This is a genomic window from Serinicoccus sp. CUA-874 (assembly GCF_001942225.1).
GTDB lineage: Bacteria > Actinomycetota > Actinomycetes > Actinomycetales > Dermatophilaceae > Ornithinicoccus > Ornithinicoccus marinus.
The window spans coordinates 21,911-46,301 of record NZ_MKJZ01000035.1 but is presented as its reverse complement, the minus strand read 5'-3'; the positions used below and the strand labels follow the sequence as shown (position 1 = coordinate 46,301).

Below are 24,391 nucleotides of genomic sequence, written 5' to 3'. Positions count from 1 at the left end.
GGGTATGCGTGGTGGTCGGTGGGCCATCGATGTCGATCAGTCCCCGGCGCGTGGGACGGCTCCGGTGTCGGACCGGGGCTCGCGGCGCAGGACGAAGGGGGGTGCGCTCGCGCGCTCGGCCGCGGTCGGCGGGGCCGAGCCCAGGGCGCCCGTGGGGACGAAGGTGGTGCAGACGTGCTCGCCCCCGGCGAGGGTGGCGAGCCGCTGGACGTGCACGTCCAGGATCCGGGCGATGGCCTTGGTCTCCGCCTCGCAGAACTGCGGGAACTCGACGGCCACCTCGCGGACCGGGCAGTGCCCCTGGCACAGCTGGAGCCCGGCCAGGCCGGTGCCCTCGCCCACCGGGCGGGTGGACGCGGCATACCCCTCGGCGGACAGCGCCTTGGCCAGCGCCGCGGTCCGGGCCTGCAGGTCGTCCGTGCCGGTGTCGGCGATCTCGCGCTCGACTGCGGCCTGCAGCCGCTGCTCGAGCTCGGCGATCTGGGCCTCGGCGAAGTCTTCCACGGCGGGGGCGCCGGCCCGGTCGGTCAGGTAGTGGAGCGCAGCGTTGGCGACCCCGTCGTAGCGGGTGCGGAACTGCTCCTGGCCCAGCGCGGTCAGCACGTAGGCGCGGGCGGGGCGTCCGCGCCCCCGTCGACCCGGCAACGGCCCGTCGTGCTCGGCGATGAGGCCGGAGTCCTCGAGCGCGTCCAGGTGGCGGCGCACCGCCGCGGGCGTCAGGCCCAGGTCCTTGGCCAGCACGCTGGCCGTGACCGGCGCCTGCTCCCCCACGGCGCGTCGCACCCGGTCCCGGGTGCGGGACTCGTCGTGCACCTCCGCCATCGCGGGGTCCTGCGCCATATTCACCATGTCAGTGTGACGTATTGCGGGAGCAGGTGCCAAGCAAGGCGACCCTCACCGCAGCGCCCTTCGCGCGGGCTCCCGCCTACCCCGGCAGTGCGTGATCGGACGCTCAGTCGGACCAGCGCAGCACCCGCCGCGCGAGCAGCCCGCCGAGCACCGCCCAGCCGGCGAGCACCAGCATGGCACGCAGGTCCCACTCCCCCAGGACGAGGGCCGACCGCAGGGCGTCGCCGAGCGCCGCCGACGGGAGCCACGCGACCACCACCTGCCCGGGCAAGGCCGCCGCCGGCAGCACCACCCCGCCGAGCCCGGCGAGCAGGACCCAGACCAGGTTGGCCAGGGCCAGCACGGCCTCGGCCCGCAGCGTGCCACCGAGGCAGGCGGCGAGCGTCACGAAGGCCGCCACGCCCAGGACCACCGCCAGGAGGGCCGGCGCGAGCCCGTCCGCCCGCGGCTCCCAGCCGAGCGTCAGGCCGACCACGGCCACGACGCCCAGCTGCAGGACGAGGACGCCGAGGACCGACAGCACCTTGGCGAGCAGGAGCCCGCCGCGGCCGAGGGGGGTCGTCCCCAGCAGCCGCAGCACCCCCCAGCGCCGCTCGAACCCGAGCAGGATGGCCTGACCGGTGAAGGCCGTCGACAGCACGGTCAGCGCGAGGACACCGGGCGTGAGCACGTCGAGACGATCACGGCCGGCCCACGGCCCCACCGCCAGCTCGGGGGAGGTCAGCACGGACAGCCCGAGCAGCGCGAGGACGGGCAGGACCACCGAGACCAGCAGCTGCTCACCGTGCCGCAGCAGCCCCACGGCCTCGAAGCGCGCCTGCGCGAGCACGCGCGCCGCCGGGGCTGCCGGTGCGCTCGGTCGTGGGGCCGCCTCGGTGCTCATCGCAGCGCCCCGTCGGTCAGCACGAAGTAGGCGTCCTCCAGGCTGCCCGCCCCGCTGCGGCGGCAGATGTCCGGCACGCGGCCCCGCTCGGCGACCTGGCCGGCGACGACGACCACGACGTGGTCGGCCAGCCGCTCGGCCTCGTCGAAGGAGTGGGTCGTCACCACGACCGCCGCGCCGTCCCGCGCGATCCCGGCGACGAGGCGGTGCACCTCGCGCCGCGCGTGCGGGTCCAGGCCGGCGGTCGGCTCGTCCAGGAAGGCCACCTCGGGCCGACCCACCAGGGCCGCGGCCAGGGCGACCCGCTGCCGCTGGCCGCCGGAGAGCCGGCGCACCGGCCTCCGGGCGGCGTCACCCAGCTCGAGCCGGTCGACGAGCTCGGCCACGTCGACCGGGTCGGCCCAGAGCCGCGCCAGGTGGCGCAGCAGCGTCGTCGGGGTGACGGCCTGGGGCAGACCGCCGTCCTGCAGCATGACCCCGACGCGGGCCCGGTGGTCGGCATCCGCGCCCCACGGGTCCTGTCCCAGCACCCGCACCGTCCCCGCGTCCGCGCGCTGGAGCCCGACGGCGATCTCGACGGCGGTGGTCTTGCCCGCCCCGTTCGGGCCCAGGACGCAGGTGACCTCGCCCGCGCGAGCCTCGAGCGTGAGGCCGTCGAGCGCCTGGGTGGCGCCGAACCGTCGCGTCACCTGCTGCAGCGACACCGCCGGCCTGCCTGGGTGGTCGCGACGTGCGTCCGGTCCTGCCGCCCCGCTCACGGCCCCGTTCACCGGGAGGCCACGAGGTCGCCGCTGCTGCGGCTCGGCTGCGGGACCGCGCTGACGGCATACATCTTCTCCACGGTCATCGCGGTGACCGCGCACAGCGCGGCCGCCCCGACGAGGTGGACGGCGACGGCCACGACGGGCAGCCCGGTGAAGAACTGGTAGTAGCCCACCGCCCCCTGTGCGACCACGAGGACCACCAGCAGGAGCAGCATCCGTCGCACCGGGCGGGGCCAGCCGGCACGCACCGCCAGCGCCAGGGTCAGGAACGAGGTCGCGACGAGGACGTAGACCGGCACCGCGTGCGCGCGGGTCACGAGGTAGGCGTCGAAGGTGTGGCGCGCGACGTCGCCGGAGTCGCCGGAGTGCGGTCCCGTCCCGGTCACCAGGGTGCCCAGGTAGACCGTCAGGGCCACCGAGACGGCGAGGACCGCCCCGAGCACCCGCATCGTCCGCCGTCCTGCGGTGACCTGTCCGGGGCGTTCGGCCCGGGCGACGCCCGGCAGGCTCGCCCGTCGGGCCCGGTCGACCAGGATCCCGCCGAGCGTGATGAGACCGGCGGAGACGAGGAAGTGCACCCCGACCACCCAGGGGTTGAGCCCGGTGATGACGGTGATCCCACCCAGCACCGCCTGCACGGGTATGCCCAGCGCCATCACCAGGGCGAGCACGAACAGGCCCGGGTGCGTCCGCCGCGAGCGCCAGACGGAGAGGAAGGTGAGCACGGCCACCGCCACGAGCACGAAGGTCAGCAGGCGGTTGCCGAACTCGATCACGCCGTGCATACCCATCTCCGGCGTGTTCGTCCAGGACGCGTCCGTGCAGCGGGGCCAGGTGGGACACCCCAGCCCGCTCGCGGTGAGCCGCACCAGGCCACCGGTGAGCACGAGCAGCGCGTTGGCGAGCAGCGAGGCCCACGCCATGGCACGGACCCAGGCCCCCGGGGCGTCGGGGAGCAACCGCCCGAGCACCCGGCGCACGCCGCCCTCCCCCGCGGTGCTCATGTCAGCGGCAGGTGCAGCAACGGGTCCACCGCCACACCGAGGAAGAGCAGGGTGAGATAGCTGATCGAGAAGTGGAACAACCGCATCGCCCCGAGCGGGGGGCCGGTCACCCCGGCCCGGGCCCGGCCCAGCAGCCGGTGCGACTCCACGACGAAGACCGCGCCGGCGACCCCTGCGACGACGGTGTAGACCCATCCCATCGGGGCGACCGGGACGAGCACGAGCGAGGTGAGGACGGTGACCCAGGCGTACACCACGACCTGGCGGCCCACGGCGATGTCCTTGGCGACCACCGGGAGCATCGGCACGCCGGCCGCGGCGTAGTCCTCCTTGAAGCGCATCGACAGCGGCCAGTAGTGCGGCGGCGTCCAGAAGAAGACGACGAGGAACAGCACCAGCGCGGCCCAGGACAGCCCGTCCGTGACCGCCGACCAGCCGATGAGCACGGGCATGCACCCCGCGACCCCGCCCCACACGATGTTCTGGCTGGTGCGCCGCTTGAGGACGATGGTGTAGAAGACGACGTAGAGCGTGATCGCGCCCAGCGCCAGCCAGGCGGACAGCCAGTTGACGACCAGCCCCAGCCACAGCACCGAGGCCACCCCCAGGACGGCGCCGAAGACGAGCGCGGAGCGCGGCGAGATCGCGCCGGTGACCAGCGGCCGGGTGGAGGTGCGGTGCATCTGCGCGTCGATGTCGCGGTCGAGGTAGCAGTTGAGGACGTTGGCAGAGGCCGCCGCCAAGGTGCCGCCGACCAGGGTTGCGACGATGAGCCACACCGGCGGGACCCCGCGCTCGGCGAGGAACATCACCGGGAAGGTGGTGACCAGCAGGAGCTCGATGATGCGCGGCTTGGTCAGCGAGACGTAGTCGCCCACCACCCGCCGCCACGGCCGGGCGACCCGACCCGCGGTCCCGGGCCGCGTCCGTCCGGGACGGGCGGGGCGTGGGTGGAGCGTGGTCACGGCATCCTTCGACGGTCGTGGTGCGGGTCGCGCGAGGAGCGCTCGGGGGCTCGCGTCGCACCACCTATCGTAGCCGCCCGGTGTGGTGGCCCGCGCCGCGGACCGGGACGGGGGCCGCCCGGCTCGCGCCCGGCCCCCCAGGGACTATGGTCGTGGTGTACCGGGGCGTCCTCGCGGCGCCGCGTCGTCACGTGCCCCCGCACCGTCAGGAGATGAACCAGTGACCACCTCCACCGAGACCTTCACCGCCGGCCGCGACAGCGCGCTGGCGCGGCCCGTCTGCTCCCAGGTCGGCTGGACCGACGCCGACGTGCGGGCCGTGGACACCGCCCGCGTCCTGGCCGCCGACGCCGTCGAGAAGTGCGGGAGCGGGCACCCCGGTACCGCCATGAGCCTGGCGCCACTCGCGTACCTGCTCTACCAGAACGTCATGACCCACGACCCGAGCGACCCGCACTGGCTGGGCCGCGACCGGTTCGTGCTGTCGGCCGGACACGCGGCCCTGACCCAGTACATCCAGCTGTACCTGTCCGGCTACGGCATGCAGCTGGAGGATCTGCAGCAGCTGCGCACGTGGGGCTCGGCCACCCCGGGGCACCCCGAGGTGCACCACACCACCGGCGTCGAGATGACCACCGGGCCGTTGGGCTCCGGGCTGGCCTCCGCCGTCGGGCTGGCCATGGCGCAGCGCCGCCAGCGGGGGATGCTCGACCCGGACGCAGCGCCCGGTGAGTCGCCCTTCGACCACCAGATCTGGGTCATCGCCTCGGACGGTGACATCATGGAGGGGGTGACCTCCGAGGCCAGCTCGCTCGCCGGCCACCAGGAGCTGTCCAACCTCACGGTCATCTACGACCAGAACTTCATCTCCATCGAGGACGACACCGACATTTCCTTCAGCGAGGACGTCGCGAAGCGTTACGAGGCCTACGGCTGGGCGACCGAGGTCGTCGACTGGCGCTCCCAGGCCCCCTACACGGAGAACGTCGACGAGCTGTACGCCGCGCTGCAGGCCGCGCGGGCACGCACCGACCGGCCGACGCTGGTGCTGCTGCGCACCATCATCGCCTGGCCGGCCCCGGAGGCCCGTGACACCGGGGCGGCCCACGGCTCCGCCCTGGGGGCCGACGAGGTCTCGGCGACCAAGCAGCTGCTCGGCTTCGACGCCCGGCGCACCTTCGCCGTCGAGGACGAGGTGTTGCAGCACGCCCGCCAGGTGGGCGAGCGGGGTGCCCAGGCCCGGTCCGCGTGGGAGGAGCGCTACCAGGCGTGGCGCTCGGCGCACCCGGACAACGCGGCCCTGCTCGACCGCCTCCAGCGGCACGAGCTGCCCGAGGGCCTGGACGACGCCATCCCCACCTTCCCGGCGGACGAGAAGGGCATGGCCACCCGCAAGGCGTCCGGGGAGGTGCTCAGCGCCCTCGCCGACGTGATGCCCGAGCTGTGGGGAGGCTCGGCCGATCTGGCCGGGTCCAACAACACCACCATGTCGGGCGTGCCGTCGTTCGTGCCCAGCGGCAAGGCCACCGAGATGTTCCCGGGCGACGAGTACGGCCGGACGCTGCACTTCGGCATCCGGGAGAACGCCATGGGGATGATGCTCAACGGCATCTGCCTCGAGGGGCTCACCCGCCCCTACGGCGGCACCTTCCTCACCTTCTCCGACTACATGCGCCCGTCTCTGCGGCTGGCCGCCATCCAGCAGGTCAACCCGGTCTATGTGTGGACCCACGACAGCATCGGGCTCGGCGAGGACGGACCGACCCACCAGCCCGTCGAGCACCTGGCCGCCCTGCGGGCCATCCCCGGTCTGGACGTCGTCCGCCCGGCGGATGCCAACGAGACGGCCGTCGCCTGGCGCACCGTCCTCGACATCCAGGACCACCCCGCCGCGCTGGTGCTGAGCCGGCAGAACCTGCCGGTCTTCGACCGGGACGTCATGGAGTCGGCCGAGGGGACCGCGCGGGGCGCCTACGTGCTTCAGGAGGCGGGCGAGGGCGAGCCGGAGGTCATCCTCGTGGCCACCGGGTCCGAGGTGCAGCTCGCCGTCCAGGCGCGCGAGCGGCTCGAGGCCGACGGGGTCGCCACCCGGGTCGTGTCCATGCCGTGCCGCGAGTGGTTCGCCCAGCAGGACCGGGCCTACCGCGAGCAGGTGCTCCCGCCGCGCGTGCGGGCCCGGGTCAGCGTCGAGGCCGCCGTCGGCCAGGGCTGGCGCGAGGTCGTCGGCGACGCCGGGCGGCTCATCAGCCTGGAGCACTACGGCGCCTCCGCGGACTACCAGCGGCTCTTCGACGAGTTCGGGATCACCGCCGACGCGGTCGTCGCCGCCGCCCGCGACTCCATCACCGACACCACCCGCGAGCCGGTCCCCGGCGGGGCCGAGGTCCCGGACGAGGGCGGCTCGGAGACCATCGGCGCCTGAGCGGCACCACGCGACGGCTTCCCCCACCACCACCTGAGGAGCGAGATGACTGACACCGCCCGCACCACCCTCCACGACCTGGCCGACGCCGGGGTCTCGGTCTGGCTGGACGACCTGAACCGGCCGATGATCTCCTCCGGGGAGCTGCAGTCCTACGTGGACCGCGGCGTCCTGGGGATCACCACCAACCCCACGATCTTCGCGTCCGCGCTGGCCGAGGGCGACGCCTACTCCGAGCAGGTGCGCGAGCTCGCCGCCGACGGCGCCGACGTCGATGCCGCCGTCTTCGCCCTGACCACCGACGACGTGCGCGACGCCTGCGACGTGCTGCGCCCTGTCTACGACCGCACCGACGGCGTCGACGGCCGGGTGTCCATCGAGGTGGACCCCGGTGCCGCCAAGGACACCGAGCGGACCGTGCAGATCGCCCAGCAGCTCTGGGAGACCATCGACCGGCCGAACCTGTTCATCAAGATCCCCGCCACCGTCGAGGGTCTGCCGGCGATCACGCAGACGCTGGCCAGCGGCATCAGCGTCAACGTCACCCTCATCTTCTCCCTCGACCGCTACCGGGGGGTGATGAACGCCTACCTCACCGGGCTCGAGCAGGCCCGGGAGCGGGGCAGGGACCTGTCCACCATCCACTCGGTGGCCAGCTTCTTCGTCTCCCGGGTCGACTCCGAGATCGACTCTCGGCTGGAGCAGATCGGCACCGATGAGGCGCTCGCGCTGCGCGGCAAGGCCGGCCTGGCCAACGCCCGGCTGGCCTACCAGGCCTTCGAGGAGGTCTTCGCGACCCCGAGGTGGCAGAACCTCGCCGACGACGGCGCCACGCTGCAGCGGCCGCTGTGGGCCTCCACCGGGGTGAAGAACCCCGACTACGAGGACACCATGTACGTCACCGGGCTCGTCGCCCCGCACACCGTCAACACCATGCCCGGCACGACCCTCGAGGCCACGGTCGACCACGCCGAGCTCCGGGGCGACACGGTCACCGGGAGCTACGCGGAGGCACAGCAGGTGCTGGACGACCTCGAGCGGGTCGGTGTGTCCTACGCCGAGGTCGTCGAGCAGCTCGAGAAGGAGGGTGTCGAGAAGTTCGAGAAGTCCTGGTCCGAGCTGCTCGGCACGGTCCAGGACGAGCTGGACAAGGCGGAGGGCTCCCGGTGAGCGCCGTCGCCGTCCAGGCCCTCGGCGCCGCGGCCGACGCCGTCGAGCACCACCTGCCGGCCCTGGTCTCCGACCAGGTCGCCTCGCGACTCTTCGCGCAGGATGCCACCCTCTGGGGCCCGGACGCCGAGTCGGAGGCCGCCATCCGTCTCTCCTGGGTCGGGCTGCCCCGCTCCTCGCGTCCGCTCGTGGGCGAGATCGAGGCGCTCGCCGAGGAGCTGCGTGAGCGCGGTGTCCACCGCATCGTCCTGTGCGGCATGGGCGGGTCCTCCTTGGCGCCGGAGGTCATCACCGGCACCGCGGGCGTGCCGCTGGTCGTGCTGGACAGCTCGGACCCCGACATGGTGCGTGCCGCCCTCGAGGAGGACCTCGCGGGCACGGCCGTCGTCGTCTCCTCCAAGTCCGGCTCGACCCTCGAGACCGACAGCCAGCGGCGCGCCTTCGTGCACGCCTTCACCGAGGCGGGCATCGAGCCCACCGAGCGCATCGTCATCGTCACCGACCCCGGCAGCCCGCTGGACGAGCAGGCGCGGGCCGACGGCTACCGCGTCGTCAACGCCGACCCCGAGGTCGGCGGGCGCTACTCCGCGCTGACCGCCTTCGGGCTCGTCCCCTCCGGCCTGGCCGGCGTGGACGTGGGGGCGCTGCTCGACGAGGCAGAGGAGGTCGCCGACCTCCTCGCCGAGGACGACGAGGCCAACCCGGGGCTGCGCCTGGGCGCCGCCCTCGCGGGCACCGAGCCGCTGCGCGACAAGCTGCTGTTCACCGACGCCGGGTCCGGAATCGTGGGGCTGGCTGACTGGGCCGAGCAGCTCATCGCCGAGTCCACCGGCAAGCAGGGCACCGGCGTGCTCCCGGTCGTGGCCCCCGAGGGCAACTCTCCTACCCACGGCATCCAGGACACCTCGGACTGCACGGTCGTGGTCCTCGCCCCGGACGACGACGAGGGCGGGACCTCCTCGGCCGGCGCGGAGGCGGACTCGGTCGTGGAGGTCTCCGGCTCGCTGGGCGCCCAGCTGTTGCTGTGGGAGGTCGCGACGGCCGTCGCGGGCCGCCTGCTCGGGATCAACCCCTTCGACCAGCCGGACGTCGAGAGCGCCAAGCAGGCGGCGCGCGAGATCATGGAGGGCGGCGCGGACGCCGCCGGCGCCCCGGCGCTCACCGACGGAGCGGTCGAGGTCCGCACCGGCGGTGGCGGGTGGCTGCCGGAGGGCACCGACAGCCTGACCGGCGCGGTGTCGGCGCTGCTGGACCAGCTCGCCCCGTCCCGGGGCTATCTCGCCGTGATGGTCTACCTGGACCGGCAGGAGCACGCGGACCTCGCCGAGATCCAGGCCGGCCTCGTCGAGCGCACCGGACGGCCGGTGACCTTCGGCTGGGGCCCGCGCTTCCTGCACTCGACCGGTCAGTACCACAAGGGTGGGCCTGCCCAGGGTGTCTACCTGCAGGTGACCGGTGCCCCGCGGCAGGACCTCGACGTGCCCGGCAAGGACTTCACCTTCGGGGAGTTCATCGCTGCCCAGGCCGCCGGGGACGCCGCGGTGCTCGCGGACCACGACCGGCCCGTGCTGCGCCTGCACCTGACCGACCAGGCGGCGGGGCTGACCCAGCTGCGCGAGGCGTTGTGAGCGGCGCCGCGCCCGCACCCGTCACCGCCGACTCCAACCCGCTGCGCGACCCGGACGACAAGCGCCTGCCACGCATCGCCGGGCCGTGCAGCATGGTCATGTTCGGCGTCACCGGCGACCTGGCCCGCAAGAAGCTCATGCCGGCCATCTACGACCTCGCGAGCCGGGGGTTGCTGCCGCCCGGGTTCTCGCTGGTCGGGTTCGCGCGTCGCGAATGGGCCGACCAGGACTTCGCGAAGGTCGTCTACGACTCGGTGCGCCAGCACGCGCGCACCGAGTTCCGCGAGGAGGTCTGGCGCTCGCTGGCCGAGGGCTTCCGTTTCGTCCCGGGCGCCTTCGACGACCCGGACGCCTTCGAGCTCCTGGCCCGGACGGTCCGCGAGCTGGACGAGGAGCGTGGCACCGGGGGCAACCACGCCTTCTACCTGTCGATCCCCCCGTCGTGGTTCGCCGACGTCTGCACCCGGCTGCAGGAGTCTGGGCTGTCCGACCCCCTACCGGGCACCTGGCGCCGCGTCGTCATCGAGAAGCCGTTCGGGCACGACCTGAGCAGCGCCCAGGAGCTCAACGAGATCGTCGAGGGGGTCTTCCCGCCGGACTCGGTCTTCCGCATCGACCACTACCTCGGCAAGGAGACCGTCCAGAACATCCTGGCGCTGCGCTTCGCCAATCAGCTCTTCGAGCCGGTGTGGAACGCCAACTACGTGGACCACGTGCAGATCACCATGGCCGAGGACATCGGCATCGGCGGTCGCGCCGGCTACTACGACGAGGTCGGGGCCGCCCGGGACGTCATCCAGAACCACCTGCTCCAGCTGCTCGCGCTCACCGCGATGGAGGAGCCGGTCGCCTTCACCGCGGATGCGGTGCGGGCGGAGAAGGAGAAGGTGCTGGCGGCCGTCAGCCTGCCCGAGGACCTGGACGCCGCGACCGCGCGGGGGCGGTATGCCGCGGGCTGGCAGGGCACCGAGAAGGTGGGCGGCTACCTCGACGAGGACGGTGTCGACGCCGCGCACCACACCGAGACGTATGCCGCTCTCAAGGTGGACGTGCGCACCCGCCGCTGGGCGGGGGTGCCGTTCTACCTGCGCACCGGCAAGCGGCTCGGCAAGCGGGTGACCGAGATCGCGGTCGTCTTCCGGCGGGCGCCGCACCTTCCCTTCAGCTCCACCGCCACCGAGGAGCTGGGCGCCAACGCCATCGTCATCCGGGTCCAGCCGGACGAGGGGATGACGATGCGCTTCGGTTCCAAGGTGCCGGGCAGCCAGATGGAGGTCCGCGACGTGTCGATGGACTTCGGCTACGGCTCCTCGTTCACCGAGTCCAGCCCGGAGGCCTACGAGCGGCTCATCCTCGACGTGCTCCTGGGTGAGCCGCCGCTCTTCCCCCGGCACGAGGAGGTCGAGCAGTCCTGGCGCATCCTCGACCCCGTCATCGACCACTGGGCCGCGAGGGACGAGGCACCAGAAGACTATCCCGCCGGGACCTGGGGCCCGGCAGGTTCGGACGAGATGATGCGCCGCGACGGCCGCGAGTGGAGGCTCCCATGATCCTGGACCTGCCCAGCTCCAGCGCGGCGGACGTCGCCAAGAACCTCGTCCGGCTGCGCAACCAGGTCGGGGCCATGGCGATGGGCCGGGTGCTGACCCTGCTGGTCGTCGTCGACGAGGAGCTCGCGGAGGAGGCCGTTGACGTCGCGAGCGAGGCCACCCGGCAGCACCCGGCCCGCATCCTCGTGGTCGTGAGCGCCAACGCGCGCGGCCGCGGGCGGCTGGACGCCCAGATCCGGGTCGGCGGGGACGCCGGTGCCTCCGAGATCGTGGTGCTCCGTCTCTACGGCGACCTGACCCGCCACGGCAGCTCGGTGGTCACACCGCTGCTGCTCCCCGACTCCCCCGTCGTGGCGTGGTGGCCCGGGGAGGCCCCGGCCGACGTGGCCGGCGACCCGCTGGGGCAGATGGCGCACCGCCGCATCACCGACGCGGCGGCTGCCGGGTCGGCCACCGGCACCCAGCTGCGGCGCCGGACCAAGCACTACCGACCCGGTGACACCGACCTCACCTGGACGAGGATCACCCGGTGGCGGGCCCTGCTCGCGGCCTCCCTGGAGAGCGAGCCGTTCGAGCCGGTGCAGCGCGCCGTGGTGGCGGGCGAGCCCGACTGCCCGAGCTGTGACCTGCTGGCCGGGTGGCTCGCGTCGTCGCTGCGCTGCCCGGTCGAACGGGTTCGCACCCCCGTTGGGTCGGGCGTGCAGAGCGTGCGGCTGGAGCGCACCGCCGGGCCGGTGGACCTCGTGCGGCTGGACGACTCGGGAGACACGGCCACCTTGTCGATGGTCGGGAGCCAGCCACGCCTCGTGGCCCTGCACACGCCCAGCGTGCCGGGAGCGCTCACGGCCGAGCTGCGGCGCTGGACGCCGACGAGGTGTATGCCCGTTCCCTGTGCGACGGTCTGCCGCGGGTCCGGCGGGGCGGGACCCGCTCGGCGGCTGCCCGGGCGGGCGACTCCCCCGCTGGTCCTGCGCGGGTCGACCGCAGCGGGTCGGCGCGGCTGGGCAGCCGGTCGCTGCAGAAGGCTGAGGAGCCGGCGGACGGCGCGGACTCAACCGCCGTGGAGGAGGCCGTCCAGGAGGGGCTGGCCGAGACCGAGGAGACCGGCTCGGGCTGAGGCCGAGGTGTGGGTCGGTGGCGGCTCAGCGGCCGCCGCCCACCCCGCGCTCCCGCATGCGGGTGAGGGCCTCGTCGAGCAGCGCCGCGCCGTCGGAGTCGCTGCGGCGCTCCTTCACATAGGCCATGTGGGTCTTGTAGGGCTCGATCCGTGGCGCCTCGGGCGGGGTGGCTCGGTCCTGGCCGGCAGGGAGCCCGCACCGGGGGCAGTCCCACAGGTCCGGCACCTCCACCTCCCCGTCCTGCGCGAAGCTCGGCCGGGTCTCGTGGCCGTTGGCGCACCAGAAGCTGACAGTGACCCGTGGCGCCGCGTCCCCGCGCTCGCTCTCCCCCATGGGGCCGGACCCCACGCGCGAGCCGCGGATGGCGTTCGTGTTGACCATGGCTGCCTCGTCCTTCAGAGCCGACCGGGTGTGGACGAGCACCACCCTACCCCCGACGCGCGACCCTCCTCTCCCACAGGGGGGAGCTCAGCTGAACCGGACGAGCACGCCGAGGCCGACGATGACCGACACCCACACCAGGGCCATCGCCACGGTGATGCGGTTCAGGTTGCGCTCGGCGACCGAGCTCCCGCCCAGGCTGCTGCTCATGCCTCCGCCGAACATGTCGGACATGCCACCACCGCGGCCCTTGTGCATGAGGATGAGCAGCACCAGGAAGCAGCTGGTGATCACCAGCAGGGCGTCCAGGAACCAGCGGACGAACTCCACGTGGGCACACCTTGTCGTCGAACGGTCGGGGGTCTGGTGCTCCGCGAGACGGCTCGCGGAGCACCAGACAGCCTAACTGACGCAGCGGTGCCCCGCCGACACTCGGATGCCGCTCAGCCGCCCGCGCCGGCGTGCTGCTGGTAGCGGCAGATGGACGCGAAGTCGTCCACCGACAGCGACGCACCGCCCACGAGGGCGCCGTCGATGTCGGGGCGCGCCATGATCTCGGCGACGTTGCCCGGCTTGACCGATCCGCCGTAGAGCACCCGCACACCGTCGGCCACCGACCGGCCGACCAGCTCGGCCACGGTCTCCCGGACCGCCGCGCAGACCTCCTGCGCGTCGTCCGGGGTGGCCACCTCACCGGTGCCGATGGCCCACACCGGCTCGTAGGCCACGACCGTGCGGGAGACCTGCTCGGCGTCGAGGTCGGCGAGGGCGGCCCGCAGCTGACCCACCACGTGCTCGACATGGGTGCCGGCCTGCCGCACCTCCAGCGCCTCGCCGACGCACAGGATCGGCGTCAGACCGTGGCGCAGGGCGGCCCGCACCTTGGACCCGACGAGCTCGTCGGACTCGGCGTGGCCCTCGCGCCGCTCGCTGTGCCCCACGACGACGTAGGTGCAGCCCAGCTTGGCCAGGAAGGCGCCGGAGATGTCCCCGGTGTACGCGCCCTCGTCGTGCGGGCTCAGGTCCTGGCCGCCGTAGCCCAGCGCGAGCTGGTCCCCCTGCACCAGGGTCTGCACCGAGCGCAGGTCGGTGAACGGCGGGAGCACCACGACCTCGACGGCGGCGTGGTCGTGCCGGCCGTCGCGCAGGGTCCAGTCCAGCTTCTGCACGTGGTGGGTGGCCTGGAGGTGGTCCAGGTTCATCTTCCAGTTGCCCGCCATCAGCGGGGTGCGTGCGCTCATCTCAGTCCTCCAGCACCGACAGTCCGGGAAGGTCCTTGCCCTCGAGGTACTCCAGGCTCGCCCCACCGCCGGTGGAGATGTGTCCGAAGTCGTCCTCGGTGTGCCCGAAGTCCCGGACGGCGGCGGCGGAGTCCCCTCCGCCGACCACCGTCAGGGCACCGGCGGAGGTCCGGTCGACCAGGGCCTGCGCCACCGCCTTCGTGCCCGAGGCGAAGGGCGCCATCTCGAAAGCGCCCATCGGGCCGTTCCAGAAGATGGTCTGCGCGTCGGCCAGCCGGCCCACGAAGAGCTCCTCGGAGTCCGGGCCGATGTCCAGCCCCATCCGGTCGGCCGGCATCGCGTCCGCCGGCACCACCTCGTGGGCGGCGTCGGCCGAGAAGCTGTCGGCGACGACCACGTCGGTCGGCAGGACGATCTCGACGCCCCGCTCGGCCGCGGTCTCCAGGTAGCCCTTGACCGTCTCGACCTGGTCCTCCTCCAGCAGGCTGGTCCCGACCTCGTGCCCCTGGGCCTTGAGGAAGGTGAAGACCATGCCGCCACCGATGAGCAGCCGGTCGGCGACCGCGATGAGCGACTCGATGACGCCGAGCTTGTCGCTGACCTTGGCGCCGCCGAGGATCACGGCATACGGGCGGCGCGGGTCCTCACGGAGGGTGCGCATGACCTCGACCTCGGAGACGACGAGCCCGCCGGCGGCGTGTGGCAGCAGCCGCGGCACGTCGTAGACCGAGGCCTGGGCCCGGTGGACCACGCCGAAGCCGTCCGACACGAAGCCGTCGGCCAGGCCGGCCAGCGCCTGGGCGAAGTCGGCCCGTTCCTCGTCCGTCTTGGCGGTCTCACCGGGGTTGAACCGGAGGTTCTCCAGGACCAGGACGTCGCCGTCCCCCAGGGCCTCCACTGCGGCGGTGGCGCGGTCCCCGACCGTCTCCTCGACGAAGGACACGGTGATGTCGTCGTCGAGGAGCTCGTCGAGGCGGGTCGCCACCGGGGCCAGGGAGTACTTCGCCTCGGGCGCGCCCTTGGGGCGGCCGAGGTGGGCGCAGACCACGACCCGGGCGCCCTCGCGGGCCAGCCGCTCGATCGTGGGCACCGAGGCGCGCACCCGCCCGTCGTCGGTGATCTCCTGACCGTCGAGCGGCACGTTGAGGTCGCTGCGCACCAGCACGGTGCGACCCGCCAGCCCGCCGAGGTCGTCGCTGAGCTGATCGATCGTGCGCATCAGAGCGAGCTGCCCACCAGCGCAACGAGATCCACGAGGCGGTTGGAGTAGCCCCACTCGTTGTCGTACCACCCGACGACCTTGACCTGGTCCCCGATGACCTTGGTCAGGCCGGAGTCGAAGATGCAGGACGCGGGATCGGTCTCGATGTCCTTGGAGACGATCGGGTCCTCGGTGTAGGTGAGGATGCCCTTGAGCTCGCCGTCGGCCGCCTTCTTCAGCGCGGCGTTGACCTCCTCGACCGTGACCTCGCGGGAGGCCTGGAAGGTGAGGTCGGTGGCCGAGCCGGTCGGGACCGGGACGCGCAGGGCATACCCGTCGAACTTGCCCTTGAGCTCGGGCAGGACGAGAGCGACGGCCTGGGCAGCACCGGTCTTGGTCGGGACGATGTTGAGCGCGGCGGCCCGGGCGCGGCGCAGGTCCTTGTGCGGCCCGTCCTGCAGGTTCTGGTCCGCGGTGTAAGCGTGGATAGTGGTCATCAGGCCCTTGACGATGCCGAACTCGTCGTTGAGCACCTTGGCCATCGGCGCGAGGCAGTTCGTGGTGCAGGAGGCGTTGGAGATGATGTCGTGGCTCGCGGGGTCGTAGTCCTTCTCATTGACGCCCATTACGACGGTGAGGTCCTCGTTCTTGGCGGGCGCGGAGATGATGACCTTCTTGGCGCCGGCGTCCAGGTGCGCCTTGGCCGTGGTGGCGTCGGTGAAGATGCCGGTGGACTCGACCACGACGTCGGCGCCCAGGTCGCCCCAGGGCAGGGCGCCCGGGTCCTTCTCCGCGAAGGCCTTGAACGCCTTGCCGTCGATGCTGATCTCGTCCTCGGAGCTGGTCACCTCGCCGTCCAGGCGGCCCAGGATGGAGTCGTACTTGAGCAGGTGGGCCAGGGTCGCGTTGTCGGTCAGGTCGTTGACGCCGACGATCTCGACGTCCGCCCCGGAGGCCAGCACGGCCCGCATGAAGTTGCGGCCGATGCGTCCGAAGCCGTTGATTCCTACGCGAACGGTCATGGAAACCCTTCCTCGATGCTGGTGGTTTGCGGCCCGCCGGGTGCGCGCCGCACGTGTCAGACGCCGTCGTCCTACCCCCAACCTAGCGGGCAGAGCAGGCCCGCACCACATCGGTATGACGTAGCGTCAGTCCTCGAGCATGTCCGGGGTGATGTTGGCCTCGGTCCCCTCGATCCCGAGCTCCTCGGCGCGCTTGTCGGCCATCGCCAGCAGCCGGCGGATCCGCCCTGCGACGGCGTCCTTGGTCATCGGCGGGTCCGCCAGCTGTCCGAGCTCCTCGAGGCTGGCCTGCTTGTGCTCCAGCCGCAGGGTGCCGGCGACCCGGAGGTGCTCGGGGACGTCGTCGCCGAGGATCTCCATCGCCCGCTCCACCCGCGCGCCGGCGGCCACGGCGGCCCGCGCCGAGCGGCGCAGGTTGGCGTCGTCGAAGTTGGCCAGCCGGTTGGCCGTGGCCCGCACCTCGCGCCGCATCCGCCGCTCCTCCCAGGCCAGGACGGCGTCGTGGGCCCCCAGCCGGGTCAGCATCGCCCCGATGGCGTCGCCGTCCCGGATCACCACGCGGTCCACGCCGCGCACCTCACGGGCCTTGGCCTGGATGCCGAGCCGACGGGCGGCGCCGACCAGCGCCAGGGCCGCCTCCGGCCCCGGGCAGGTCACCTCGAGCGCCGAGGACCGTCCGGGCTCGGTGATCGACCCGTGCGCGATGAAGGCTCCGCGCCACGCGGCCTCCGAGTCGCAGACCGCGGCGCCCACCACGCGTGGCGGCAGCCCGCGGACGGGCCGGCCGCGGTGGTCGATGAGACCGGTCTGGCGGGCGAGGGACTCGCCGTCGGAGGTCGCGCGGACGACGTAGCGCGTCTGCTTGCGCAGGCCCCCGGGGCTCATGACCATCAGCTCGCTGCTGGAGCCGTAGACCTCGGCCATGAAGGTGCGCAACCGACGGGCGCTCTGCGCGGTGTCCAGCTCCGCCTCGATGACGATGCGACCACCGACGATGTGCAGTCCACCGGCGAAGCGGAGCATGGTCGAGACCTCCGCCTTGCGGCAGCAGGTCCTGCTGACGGGGAGTCTGCTGAGCTCGTCCTTGACCTTCGCGGTCATCGCCACGGCAGTCATCCTCCTGGGTCGGGCAGTGGTGCTCCCCGGGGTCCAATCCCCCGAGGACCCCGGAAGGCTACCTTCTGGTAGCGGTGCGGCGCTCACAGCCCCTGCTCCGCCATGACGTCCCGGTAGGCCGCCGCGAGGCGCAGGGTGTCGTGCACGCCCGGGCGGTTCGGCTTGCCGACCGTCGTGAGGACCAGGCTCGCGCCCAGGCCCTCCACCGCGGCCTCCAGCGCTGCTCGCTCGGCCTCGGTGCGGGCGACCTGCGGGTCGGCGATGACGTGGTCGAAGCTCAGGTCCGGCGCGTGCGCCGAGACCGCCGCGACGTGCTCCGCGAGGGTGTAGCCGCTGGCCTCGTCGTCGCTGAGGCTGACGTTGAGCGTGAGGATCCGGCGCGCGGGGGTCTCGCACAGCGCCTGCCGCAGCTCGGGGACGAGCAGGTGCGGCATGACGGAGGTGAACCAGGAGCCCGGCCCGAGGACGACGAGGTCGGCCAGCTTGATCGACTCCAGCGCCTCGGGGCAGGCGCGTGGCGCCTCCGGGATGAGCCGGATGGACCGGACCGTGCCGGGGTGCCGCGCCACCGTGGACTGGCCGCGAACGGTGCTGATGCCGCCCTCGCCGGTCGGTCCCGCGTCCTGCATCTCCGCCTCGATCTCCAGCGGCTCCAGCGCCATCGGCAGGACCCGCCCGCGGGTGTTGAGCAGCCGCCCCACGAGGTCGAGACCCCGCACCTGCTCCTGGGGCCGGAGGTCCCACAGCGCCATGATGAGCAGGTTGCCCAGGGCGTGACCGGACAGCTCCCCCTCGCCGCGGAAGCGGTGCTGCAGCACGGCCGACCACTGGTGACCCCACGCGGTGTCCTCGCAGAGAGCGGCCAGGGCCATGCGCAGGTCACCCGGCGGCAGGATGTCGAACTCCTGACGCAGCCTGCCGCTGGAGCCCCCGTCGTCGGCGACCGTGACGACCGCGGTGATCGCCTCGGTCAGGTGACGCAGCGCCTGCAACGAGGCGGCCAGCCCGTGCCCGCCGCCCAGCGCCACCACCCGGCGGCCGCTCACTCACGCCCCAGGTCACGGTGGAAGGTCGAGATCTGCACGTCCTGCTCCTGCAGGTCGGCCAGCCGACGGGTCAGCTCCTCCGCGGTCGCCACCGAACGGTGCTTGCCGCCGGTGCAGCCCACGGCCACCGTGACGTAGCGGCGTCCCTCGGCGAGATAGCCCTGCACGGCGGTGCGTAGCAGGTGCTCCGCGTGCCGGATGTACTCCTGCGCCAGGTCCTGCCCGAGGACGAAGTCGCGCACCGGGGCGTCCCTGCCCGTGTGCGGGCGCAGCTCGGGGTTCCAGTACGGGTTGGGCAAGAACCGCAGGTCGAGGACGACGTCGGCGTCCAGGGGGATGCCGTACTTGAAGCCGAAGGCCATGATCGCCAGCCGCAGCCGCACGTCGGCGTCCCCGCCGAGCAGCGCGTCGATCTTGGCCGCCAGCTCGTGCACGTTGTAGTTGGAGGTGTCGAGGACGAGGTCCGCGTCCGACCGGATGTCGCCGAGCATGCGCCGCTCCCGGCGGATGCCGTCGAGGAGCAGCCCCTCCCCCTGCAGCGGGTGCGGGCGACGGACGGCCTCGAAGCGCCGCACCAGGGTCTCGTCGGAGGAGTCCACGAAGACCACCCGGGGGCGCCAGCCGCGCTCGCCGAGCGTCTGCATCGCCCCGGCGAGCTCGTTGGTGAAGTCCCGGCTGCGCACGTCCGCGACGACGGCGACGCGCTGCCGCTGCGGGTCGTCGGCGGTGAGGTCCATCAATCGCACGATCATCGCCGGCGGCAGGTTGTCCACGACGTACCAGCCGCGGTCCTCCAGCACGTCACCGGCCGTCGTCCGACCCGCACCCGACATCCCGGTGAGGATGACGACGTCCGAGCGCCCGACCGCTCCGGGCGGGACCGGTGGCTGCTCCCCCAGGTCGATGCGCCGTGCGGTCACGTCCGTCCTCCCGTCCGTCGTCATCTCCCGCTCCGTCCCGTCAGGCCGTCCGGGGCTCATTCCAGGACCTCTCCGGTGCTCAGGTTAACGGCCGGGGCGACGCTCTCGCCCGCGAGCCGCTCGTGGACCACCGCCGCCAGGGACGGACCGACCCCGGGGACCTCCTGCAGCTGCTCGACGCTGGCCGCGCGGACCGCCTTCACCGAGCCGAGGTGACGCAGCAGCGCCTGTTGCCGGGCGGGGCCGAGCCCGGGTATGCCGTCGAGCGCGCTGCTGGTCATGCTGCGGGAGCGGCGTTGCCGGTGGAAGGTGTTGGCGAAGCGGTGCGCCTCGTCCCGCACCCGTTGCAGCAGGTAGAGGGCCTCGCTCGTCCGGGGCAGGACCACCGGGAACTCCTGATCAGCGCTCCAGACCTCCTCGAGCCGCTTGGCGAGCCCCACGACGTTGACGTCCGTGACACCGACCGCGCTCAGCGCCTCCTGCGCGGCCCGGACCTGGGGCAGACCACCGTCGACGACCACGAGGTTGGGAGGGTAGGCGAACTTGGCGGGGCGGCCGTCGTCGTCGGCGCCGGGGGGCGGCGCCTGCGACAGGTGCCGGAAGCGTCGGGTCAGCACCTCGTGCATCGCCGCCGTGTCGTCCCCGGTGCCCTCGCGCACGATGAAACGGCGGTACTCGCCCTTGCGCGGCAGGCCGTCCTCGAAGACGACCATCGACCCGACGACGTCGCTGCCCTGGACGTGGCTGATGTCGAAGGACTCGATCCGCAGCGGGGCGTCGTCCAGCTCGAGGACCTCCTGCAGCTCCTGCAGTGCCTGCGAGCGCAGCGTCAGGTCACCGGACCGGGCCACCTTGTGCCGGGCCAGCGCCTGCTGGGCGTTGCGCCCCACGGTCTCCATGAGGGTGCGCTTGTCGCCGCGGCGCGGCACCCGGACGGAGACGCGTGCGCCCCGCAGCCCGCCGAGCCAGGCGGCGACGTCCTCGACGCCCGACGGCAGCACGGGCACGAGGACCTCGCGGGGCACCTCGTCGCCGCGCTCGCCGCCGTAGACCTGCTGCAGCAGGTGCTCGACGATGTCCGGGAGGTCCTCGGCCCCCTTCTCGCTGACCCAGCCACGCTGCCCGCGGATCCGGCCACCCCGCACATGGAAGACCTGCACCGCGACCTCCAGCTCGTCGTCGGCGAGGGCATACACGTCTGCATCGGTGGCGTCCGGCAGCACGACCGCGGACCGCTCGAGCGCCCGGCGCAGGGCCCCGACGTCGTCCCGCAGCCGGGCGGCGGTCTCGAAGTCCAGCTCGGCCGAGGCCCGGCGCATCCGCTCCTCCAGGTCCTTGACGAAGCGAGCGCTGTCACCGGCCATGAAGGCGCTGAAGTCCTCGGCGATCTGCCGGTGCTCCTCGGCGTCGACCCGGCCGACGCACGGCGCCGAGCACTTGTCGATATAGCCGAGCAGGCACGGGCGGCCGACCTGACCGGCCCGCCGGAAGACGCCGGCCGAGCAGGTGCGGACCGGGAAGACGCGGAGCAGGGTGTCCAGCGTCTCGCGGATGGCCCAGGCGTGCGTGTAGGGGCCGAAGTAGCGGGTCCCGGGTCGCTTGGTGCCGCGCATGACCTGGGCCCGGGGGAACTCCTCGCCCAGGGTGACGGCGAGGTAGGGGTAGGACTTGTCGTCGCGGTACTTGACGTTGAAGCGCGGGTCGAACTCCTTGATCCAGGAGTACTCGAGCTGGAGCGCCTCGACCTCGTTGCGCACGACGGTCCAGTCCACGCGGGCACCGGTCGTCACCATCTGCCGGGTCCGGGGGTGCAGCGCGGACAGGTCCTGGAAGTAGGACGTGAGCCGGGACCGCAGCGAGCGCGCCTTGCCCACGTAGATCACGCGGTCGTGCTGGTCCCGGAAGCGGTACACCCCGGGGTCGGTGGGGATCTCGCCGGGTCGGGGACGGTAGGACTGCGGGTCAGCCACGGGTCACGACAGCTCTCGGGAGTCGTCGTCTCACGCGGTGGACCTCCGGTCGAGCCCGAGCACGGGCGCGAGGAACCGGCCGGTATGGCTCGCCTCCACCTGGGCGACCTGCTCGGGGGTGCCCGCCGCCACCACCGTGCCCCCGCCCCGGCCGCCCTCCGGGCCCAGGTCGAGCACCCAGTCGGCGGACTTGATGACATCGAGGTTGTGCTCGATGACCAGCACCGTGTTGCCCTTGTCCACCAGCCCCTGGAGCACCCCCAGCAGACGCCGGATGTCCTCGAAGTGCAGCCCGGTGGTCGGCTCGTCCAGGACGTAGATGGTGCGGCCGGTGGAACGCTTCTGCAGCTCGGCCGCCAGCTTGACGCGCTGCGCCTCACCCCCCGACAACGTCGTGGCGGGCTGCCCCAGACGCACGTAGCCCAGGCCGACCTGGACCAGGGTGGTCAGGTGCCGGGCGATGACCGGCACCGCGGAGAAGAACTCCGCCGCCTCCTCGATGGGCATGTCGAGCACGTCGGCGATGGTGCGCCCCTTGAAGTGGACCTCCAGCGTCTCCCGGTTGTAGCGCCGGCCGTGGCAGACCTCGCAGGGGACATAGACGTCGGGCAGGAAGTTCATCTCGATCTTCAGCGTGCCGTCGCCCGAGCAGGCCTCGCAGCGGCCGCCCTTGACGTTGAAGGAGAAGCGTCCCGGCTGGTAGCCGCGCACCTTCGCCTCCGTGGTGGTGGCGAAGAGCCTGCGGATGTGGTCGAACAGGCCGGTGTAGGTCGCTGGGTTGCTGCGCGGGGTCCGACCGATGGGGCTCTGGTCGACGTGCACGACCTTGTCCAGCTGGTCCAGGCCCTCCACCTTGCGGTGCCGGCCGGGCACGTGCCGCGCGCCGTTGAGCTGGTTCGCCATGACGCGGTAGAGGATGTCGTTGACCAGCGTGGACTTGCCGGACCCGCTGACCCCGGTCACCGCGACGAGGTTGCCGAGAGGGAAGGCCACGTCGACCTGCTGCAGGTTGTGCTCGCGGGCGCCGCGGACCGTGACCGCGCGGCCGTCCTGCGGCCGACGCTCAGACGGCGTCTCGATGGCCTTGCGCCCGGAGAGGTACTGCCCGGTCAGCGAGGTCCGGTGGCTGAGCAGGTCCGCCACGCTGCCGCTGTGCACCACGTGCCCGCCGTGCTCGCCGGCGCCGGGACCGATGTCGACGACCCAGTCGGCGGTGGCGATGGTGTCCTCGTCGTGCTCGACGACGATGAGCGTGTTGCCCAGGTCCCGCAGCCGGGTGAGGGTCTCGATGAGACGCCGGTTGTCCCGCTGGTGCAGGCCGATGCTGGGCTCGTCGAGGACGTAGAGCACGCCGACCAGCCCGGAGCCGATCTGGGTCGCGAGGCGGATCCGCTGCGCCTCACCCCCGGAGAGGGTGCCCGCCGGGCGGTCCAGGGAGAGGTAGTCGAGCCCGACGTCGAGCAGGAAGCCGAGCCGGGCGTCGATCTCCCGGCTCACCTGACCGGCGATCGCGGCCTCGCGCTCGGTGTAGTCCACCGAGGCGAGAAACTCGGCGCACTGGTCGATCGGCAGCGCGCACACCTCCGCGATGCTGCGGCCGCCGACGAGGACGGCCAGGATCTCTGGCTTGAGCCGGGCCCCCTTGCAGGCCGGGCAGGGGACCTCGCGCATGAAGCCCTCGTAGCGCTCACGGCTGCTCTCGGACTCGGTCTCGGCGTGCTTGCGCTTGACGTAGGGCAGGACCCCCTCGAAGCCGGTGGAGTAGCTGCGCTCCCGGCCGAAGCGGTTCTTGTAGCGGACGTGCACCTTGTGCTTGTAGCCCTCCAGGATGCGTCGCGCGCGCGTCCGGGCAGCTGCTTCCACGGCACGTCCAGCCGGAAACCGAGGTCGTCGGACAGCCCGCCGAGCACCCGCAGGAAGTAGTCGCTCAGCCCGGAGGCGGTCGACCAGGGCACCAGGCGCCGCCCAGGATGCTGAGGTCCTCGCGGACCACGAGCTCGGGGTCCACCTCGAGCTCGACCCCGATGCCGGTGCACTCCGAGCACGCGCCGAACGGGCTGTTGAAGGAGAACGAGCGCGGCTCGACCTCGTCGATCGACAGCGGGTGGTCGTTGGGGCACGCCATCCGTTCGGAGAAGCGCCGCTCCCGCGGCAGCGGCTCACCGGACTCGTCCACCGGGGCCTCGCGACCGCCCGCCGCGGCCTCCCCCGCGGTGGCCGGCGCGTCGACGAACTCGGCCACCATGATCCCGCCCGCCAGCGAGAGGGCGGTCTCCACCGAGTCGGTGAGACGCCGGGCGTAGGCGCGGTCCACGGTCGGTGCGTCCGAGCCGTCCTCGCCCTCCCCCACCTTGCTCACGAGCCGGTCCACGACGACCTCGATGCTGTGCTTCTTCTGCTTCTCCAGGGTGGGAGGGTCGCTGAGCGAGACGAGCTCGCCGTCCACCCGTGCGCGGGCGAAGCCCTTGGCCTGGAGCTCGGCGAAGAGGTCGACGAACTCACCCTTGCGGCCGCGGACGACCGGGGCCAGCAGTTGGTAGCGCACACCCGGCGGCAGCTGGAGCAGCCGGTCGACCACCTGCTGCGGCGTCTGTCGCTCGACCGGCTCGCCGCACACCGGGCAGTGCGGTCGCCCCACCCGGGCATACAGCAGCCGCAGGTAGTCGTAGACCTCCGTGATGGTGCCCACGGTGGACCGCGGGTTGCGGTTGGTCGACTTCTGGTCGATCGACACCGCCGGTGACAGCCCTTCGATGAAGTCCACGTCCGGTTTGTCCATCTGGCCGAGGAACATCCGGGCGTAGGCCGAGAGCGACTCCACGTAGCGCCGCTGACCCTCGGCGAAGATGGTGTCGAAGGCCAACGAGGACTTGCCCGATCCGGACAGGCCGGTGAAGACCACGAGCGCGTCCCGGGGGATGTCGACCGAGACGTCGCGGAGGTTGTGCTCGCGTGCACCCTGGACCACGAGACGGTCGTGCCGGGCGCGTGACACTGCGGACGTAGGAGGCGAAGATGGCACGACCCCACTGTAGGCCGCGCCACTGACACACCCGGTCGCGCACGGCTTTTCCGCGGGGGCAACTGCATAGGTATGCTGAACCCTGCATGATTTTGTCACAGGGCCAGCGATGTCCCGTC

Annotated in this window: 19 protein-coding genes and 2 pseudogenes; 6 read left to right on the top strand and 15 right to left on the bottom strand. The window is 72.6% G+C overall.

The window, feature by feature from the left end; translation table 11 throughout:
- Positions 1-36: 36 nt before the first annotated feature.
- The 5 genes from BJF80_RS12430 to BJF80_RS12410 all read right to left on the bottom strand — a co-directional run bounded on the left by BJF80_RS12430 (position 37) and on the right by BJF80_RS12410 (position 4,465).
- Positions 37-840: a helix-turn-helix transcriptional regulator gene (locus tag BJF80_RS12430; protein WP_075814058.1), complete on the bottom strand. Its 804-nt coding sequence runs from the start codon at positions 838-840 to the stop codon at positions 37-39.
- A 112-nt stretch (positions 841-952) separates the two neighbouring features.
- On the bottom strand, positions 953-1,732 hold the full coding sequence (locus BJF80_RS12425) for an ABC transporter permease (protein ID WP_075814056.1): 780 nt from the start codon (positions 1,730-1,732) through the stop codon (positions 953-955).
- Positions 1,729-2,436, bottom strand: a complete 708-nt coding sequence (locus BJF80_RS12420) for an ABC transporter ATP-binding protein (protein WP_237767603.1) — start codon at positions 2,434-2,436, stop codon at positions 1,729-1,731. Before BJF80_RS12420 ends, BJF80_RS12425 begins: the two co-directional genes overlap by 4 nt.
- Positions 2,437-2,498: 62 nt before the next feature.
- Positions 2,499-3,500, bottom strand: a complete 1,002-nt coding sequence (locus BJF80_RS12415; RefSeq protein WP_075814054.1) for a COX15/CtaA family protein — start codon at positions 3,498-3,500, stop codon at positions 2,499-2,501.
- Positions 3,497-4,465, bottom strand: coding sequence for a heme o synthase (locus BJF80_RS12410; protein WP_075814052.1), 969 nt, complete (start codon positions 4,463-4,465; stop codon positions 3,497-3,499). Before BJF80_RS12410 ends, BJF80_RS12415 begins: the two co-directional genes overlap by 4 nt.
- A 220-nt stretch (positions 4,466-4,685) precedes the next feature.
- On the opposite strand from BJF80_RS12410, the gene tkt reads away from it, so the two are divergent.
- The 6 genes and pseudogenes from tkt to BJF80_RS20365 all read left to right on the top strand — a co-directional run bounded on the left by tkt (position 4,686) and on the right by BJF80_RS20365 (position 12,352).
- On the top strand, positions 4,686-6,887 hold the full coding sequence (tkt, locus tag BJF80_RS12405; protein ID WP_075814050.1) for a transketolase: 2,202 nt from the start codon (positions 4,686-4,688) through the stop codon (positions 6,885-6,887).
- Positions 6,888-6,932: 45 nt separating this feature from the next.
- On the top strand, positions 6,933-8,057 hold the full coding sequence (gene tal, locus BJF80_RS12400; protein ID WP_075814048.1) for a transaldolase: 1,125 nt from the start codon (positions 6,933-6,935) through the stop codon (positions 8,055-8,057).
- Entirely contained in the window at positions 8,054-9,685 is a 1,632-nt protein-coding gene (locus tag BJF80_RS12395; RefSeq protein WP_075814046.1) for a hypothetical protein, read from the top strand. Before tal ends, BJF80_RS12395 begins: the two co-directional genes overlap by 4 nt.
- Positions 9,682-11,235 carry a glucose-6-phosphate dehydrogenase gene (gene zwf / locus BJF80_RS12390; RefSeq protein ID WP_075814044.1) on the top strand — a complete coding sequence of 518 codons (1,554 nt, stop codon included), beginning with the start codon at positions 9,682-9,684 and terminating at the stop codon, positions 11,233-11,235. Before BJF80_RS12395 ends, zwf begins: the two co-directional genes overlap by 4 nt.
- Positions 11,232-12,047, top strand: a pseudogene (locus BJF80_RS12385) (glucose-6-phosphate dehydrogenase assembly protein OpcA); the annotation flags it as partial. The gene zwf and the pseudogene BJF80_RS12385, both read left to right, overlap by 4 nt.
- Positions 12,048-12,109: 62 nt before the next feature.
- Positions 12,110-12,352, top strand: a complete 243-nt coding sequence (locus BJF80_RS20365) for a hypothetical protein (RefSeq protein WP_237767602.1) — start codon at positions 12,110-12,112, stop codon at positions 12,350-12,352.
- Between the two features lie 25 nt (positions 12,353-12,377).
- On the opposite strand, the gene BJF80_RS12380 is transcribed toward BJF80_RS20365, so the two are convergent.
- The 10 genes and pseudogenes from BJF80_RS12380 to uvrA form a co-directional block, all read right to left on the bottom strand.
- Positions 12,378-12,734, bottom strand: a complete 357-nt coding sequence (locus BJF80_RS12380) for an RNA polymerase-binding protein RbpA (RefSeq protein ID WP_075814346.1) — start codon at positions 12,732-12,734, stop codon at positions 12,378-12,380.
- An 87-nt stretch (positions 12,735-12,821) separates the two neighbouring features.
- The gene (secG, locus tag BJF80_RS12375) at positions 12,822-13,064 is read right to left on the bottom strand and encodes a preprotein translocase subunit SecG (protein ID WP_066635270.1); all 243 of its coding nucleotides are present in this window, start codon (positions 13,062-13,064) and stop codon (positions 12,822-12,824) included.
- Between the two features lie 113 nt (positions 13,065-13,177).
- Positions 13,178-13,975 carry a triose-phosphate isomerase gene (tpiA, locus tag BJF80_RS12370; protein WP_028130832.1) on the bottom strand — a complete coding sequence of 266 codons (798 nt, stop codon included), beginning with the start codon at positions 13,973-13,975 and terminating at the stop codon, positions 13,178-13,180.
- A 1-nt stretch (position 13,976) separates the two neighbouring features.
- Positions 13,977-15,194: a phosphoglycerate kinase gene (locus tag BJF80_RS12365; protein WP_022924050.1), complete on the bottom strand. Its 1,218-nt coding sequence runs from the start codon at positions 15,192-15,194 to the stop codon at positions 13,977-13,979.
- Positions 15,194-16,198, bottom strand: coding sequence for a type I glyceraldehyde-3-phosphate dehydrogenase (gene gap / locus BJF80_RS12360; RefSeq protein WP_075814042.1), 1,005 nt, complete (start codon positions 16,196-16,198; stop codon positions 15,194-15,196). Before gap ends, BJF80_RS12365 begins: the two co-directional genes overlap by 1 nt.
- A gap of 126 nt (positions 16,199-16,324) precedes the next feature.
- A complete protein-coding gene (gene whiA / locus BJF80_RS12355) occupies positions 16,325-17,305 on the bottom strand; it encodes a DNA-binding protein WhiA (protein WP_028130833.1) in 981 nt (326 codons plus the stop codon).
- 92 nt (positions 17,306-17,397) lie between these two features.
- Entirely contained in the window at positions 17,398-18,360 is a 963-nt protein-coding gene (locus BJF80_RS12350) for a gluconeogenesis factor YvcK family protein (RefSeq protein WP_075814040.1), read from the bottom strand.
- Positions 18,357-19,304, bottom strand: a complete 948-nt coding sequence (rapZ, locus tag BJF80_RS12345; protein WP_083652667.1) for an RNase adapter RapZ — start codon at positions 19,302-19,304, stop codon at positions 18,357-18,359. Before rapZ ends, BJF80_RS12350 begins: the two co-directional genes overlap by 4 nt.
- A gap of 32 nt (positions 19,305-19,336) precedes the next feature.
- A complete protein-coding gene (gene uvrC, locus BJF80_RS12340) occupies positions 19,337-21,250 on the bottom strand; it encodes an excinuclease ABC subunit UvrC (protein WP_022924055.1) in 1,914 nt (637 codons plus the stop codon).
- A 30-nt stretch (positions 21,251-21,280) separates the two neighbouring features.
- A pseudogene (gene uvrA / locus BJF80_RS12335) lies at positions 21,281-24,245 on the bottom strand (excinuclease ABC subunit UvrA).
- Positions 24,246-24,391: the final 146 nt, after the last annotated feature.

What these genes read in the sequence shown, in the direction of transcription:
- BJF80_RS12430 (WP_075814058.1), bottom strand. Translation starts at nt 840, where the DNA reads ATGGCGCAGGACCCCGCGATGGCGGAGGTGCACGACGAGTCCCGCACC.
- BJF80_RS12425 (WP_075814056.1), bottom strand. Translation starts at nt 1,732, where the DNA reads ATGAGCACCGAGGCGGCCCCACGACCGAGCGCACCGGCAGCCCCGGCG.
- BJF80_RS12415 (WP_075814054.1), bottom strand. Translation starts at nt 3,500, where the DNA reads ATGAGCACCGCGGGGGAGGGCGGCGTGCGCCGGGTGCTCGGGCGGTTG.
- tal (WP_075814048.1), top strand. Translation starts at nt 6,933, where the DNA reads ATGACTGACACCGCCCGCACCACCCTCCACGACCTGGCCGACGCCGGG.
- BJF80_RS12380 (WP_075814346.1), bottom strand. Translation starts at nt 12,734, where the DNA reads ATGGTCAACACGAACGCCATCCGCGGCTCGCGCGTGGGGTCCGGCCCC.
- tpiA (WP_028130832.1), bottom strand. Translation starts at nt 13,975, where the DNA reads ATGAGCGCACGCACCCCGCTGATGGCGGGCAACTGGAAGATGAACCTG.
- BJF80_RS12365 (WP_022924050.1), bottom strand. Translation starts at nt 15,194, where the DNA reads ATGCGCACGATCGATCAGCTCAGCGACGACCTCGGCGGGCTGGCGGGT.
- gap (WP_075814042.1), bottom strand. Translation starts at nt 16,198, where the DNA reads ATGACCGTTCGCGTAGGAATCAACGGCTTCGGACGCATCGGCCGCAAC.
- rapZ (WP_083652667.1), bottom strand. Translation starts at nt 19,304, where the DNA reads ATGACGACGGACGGGAGGACGGACGTGACCGCACGGCGCATCGACCTG.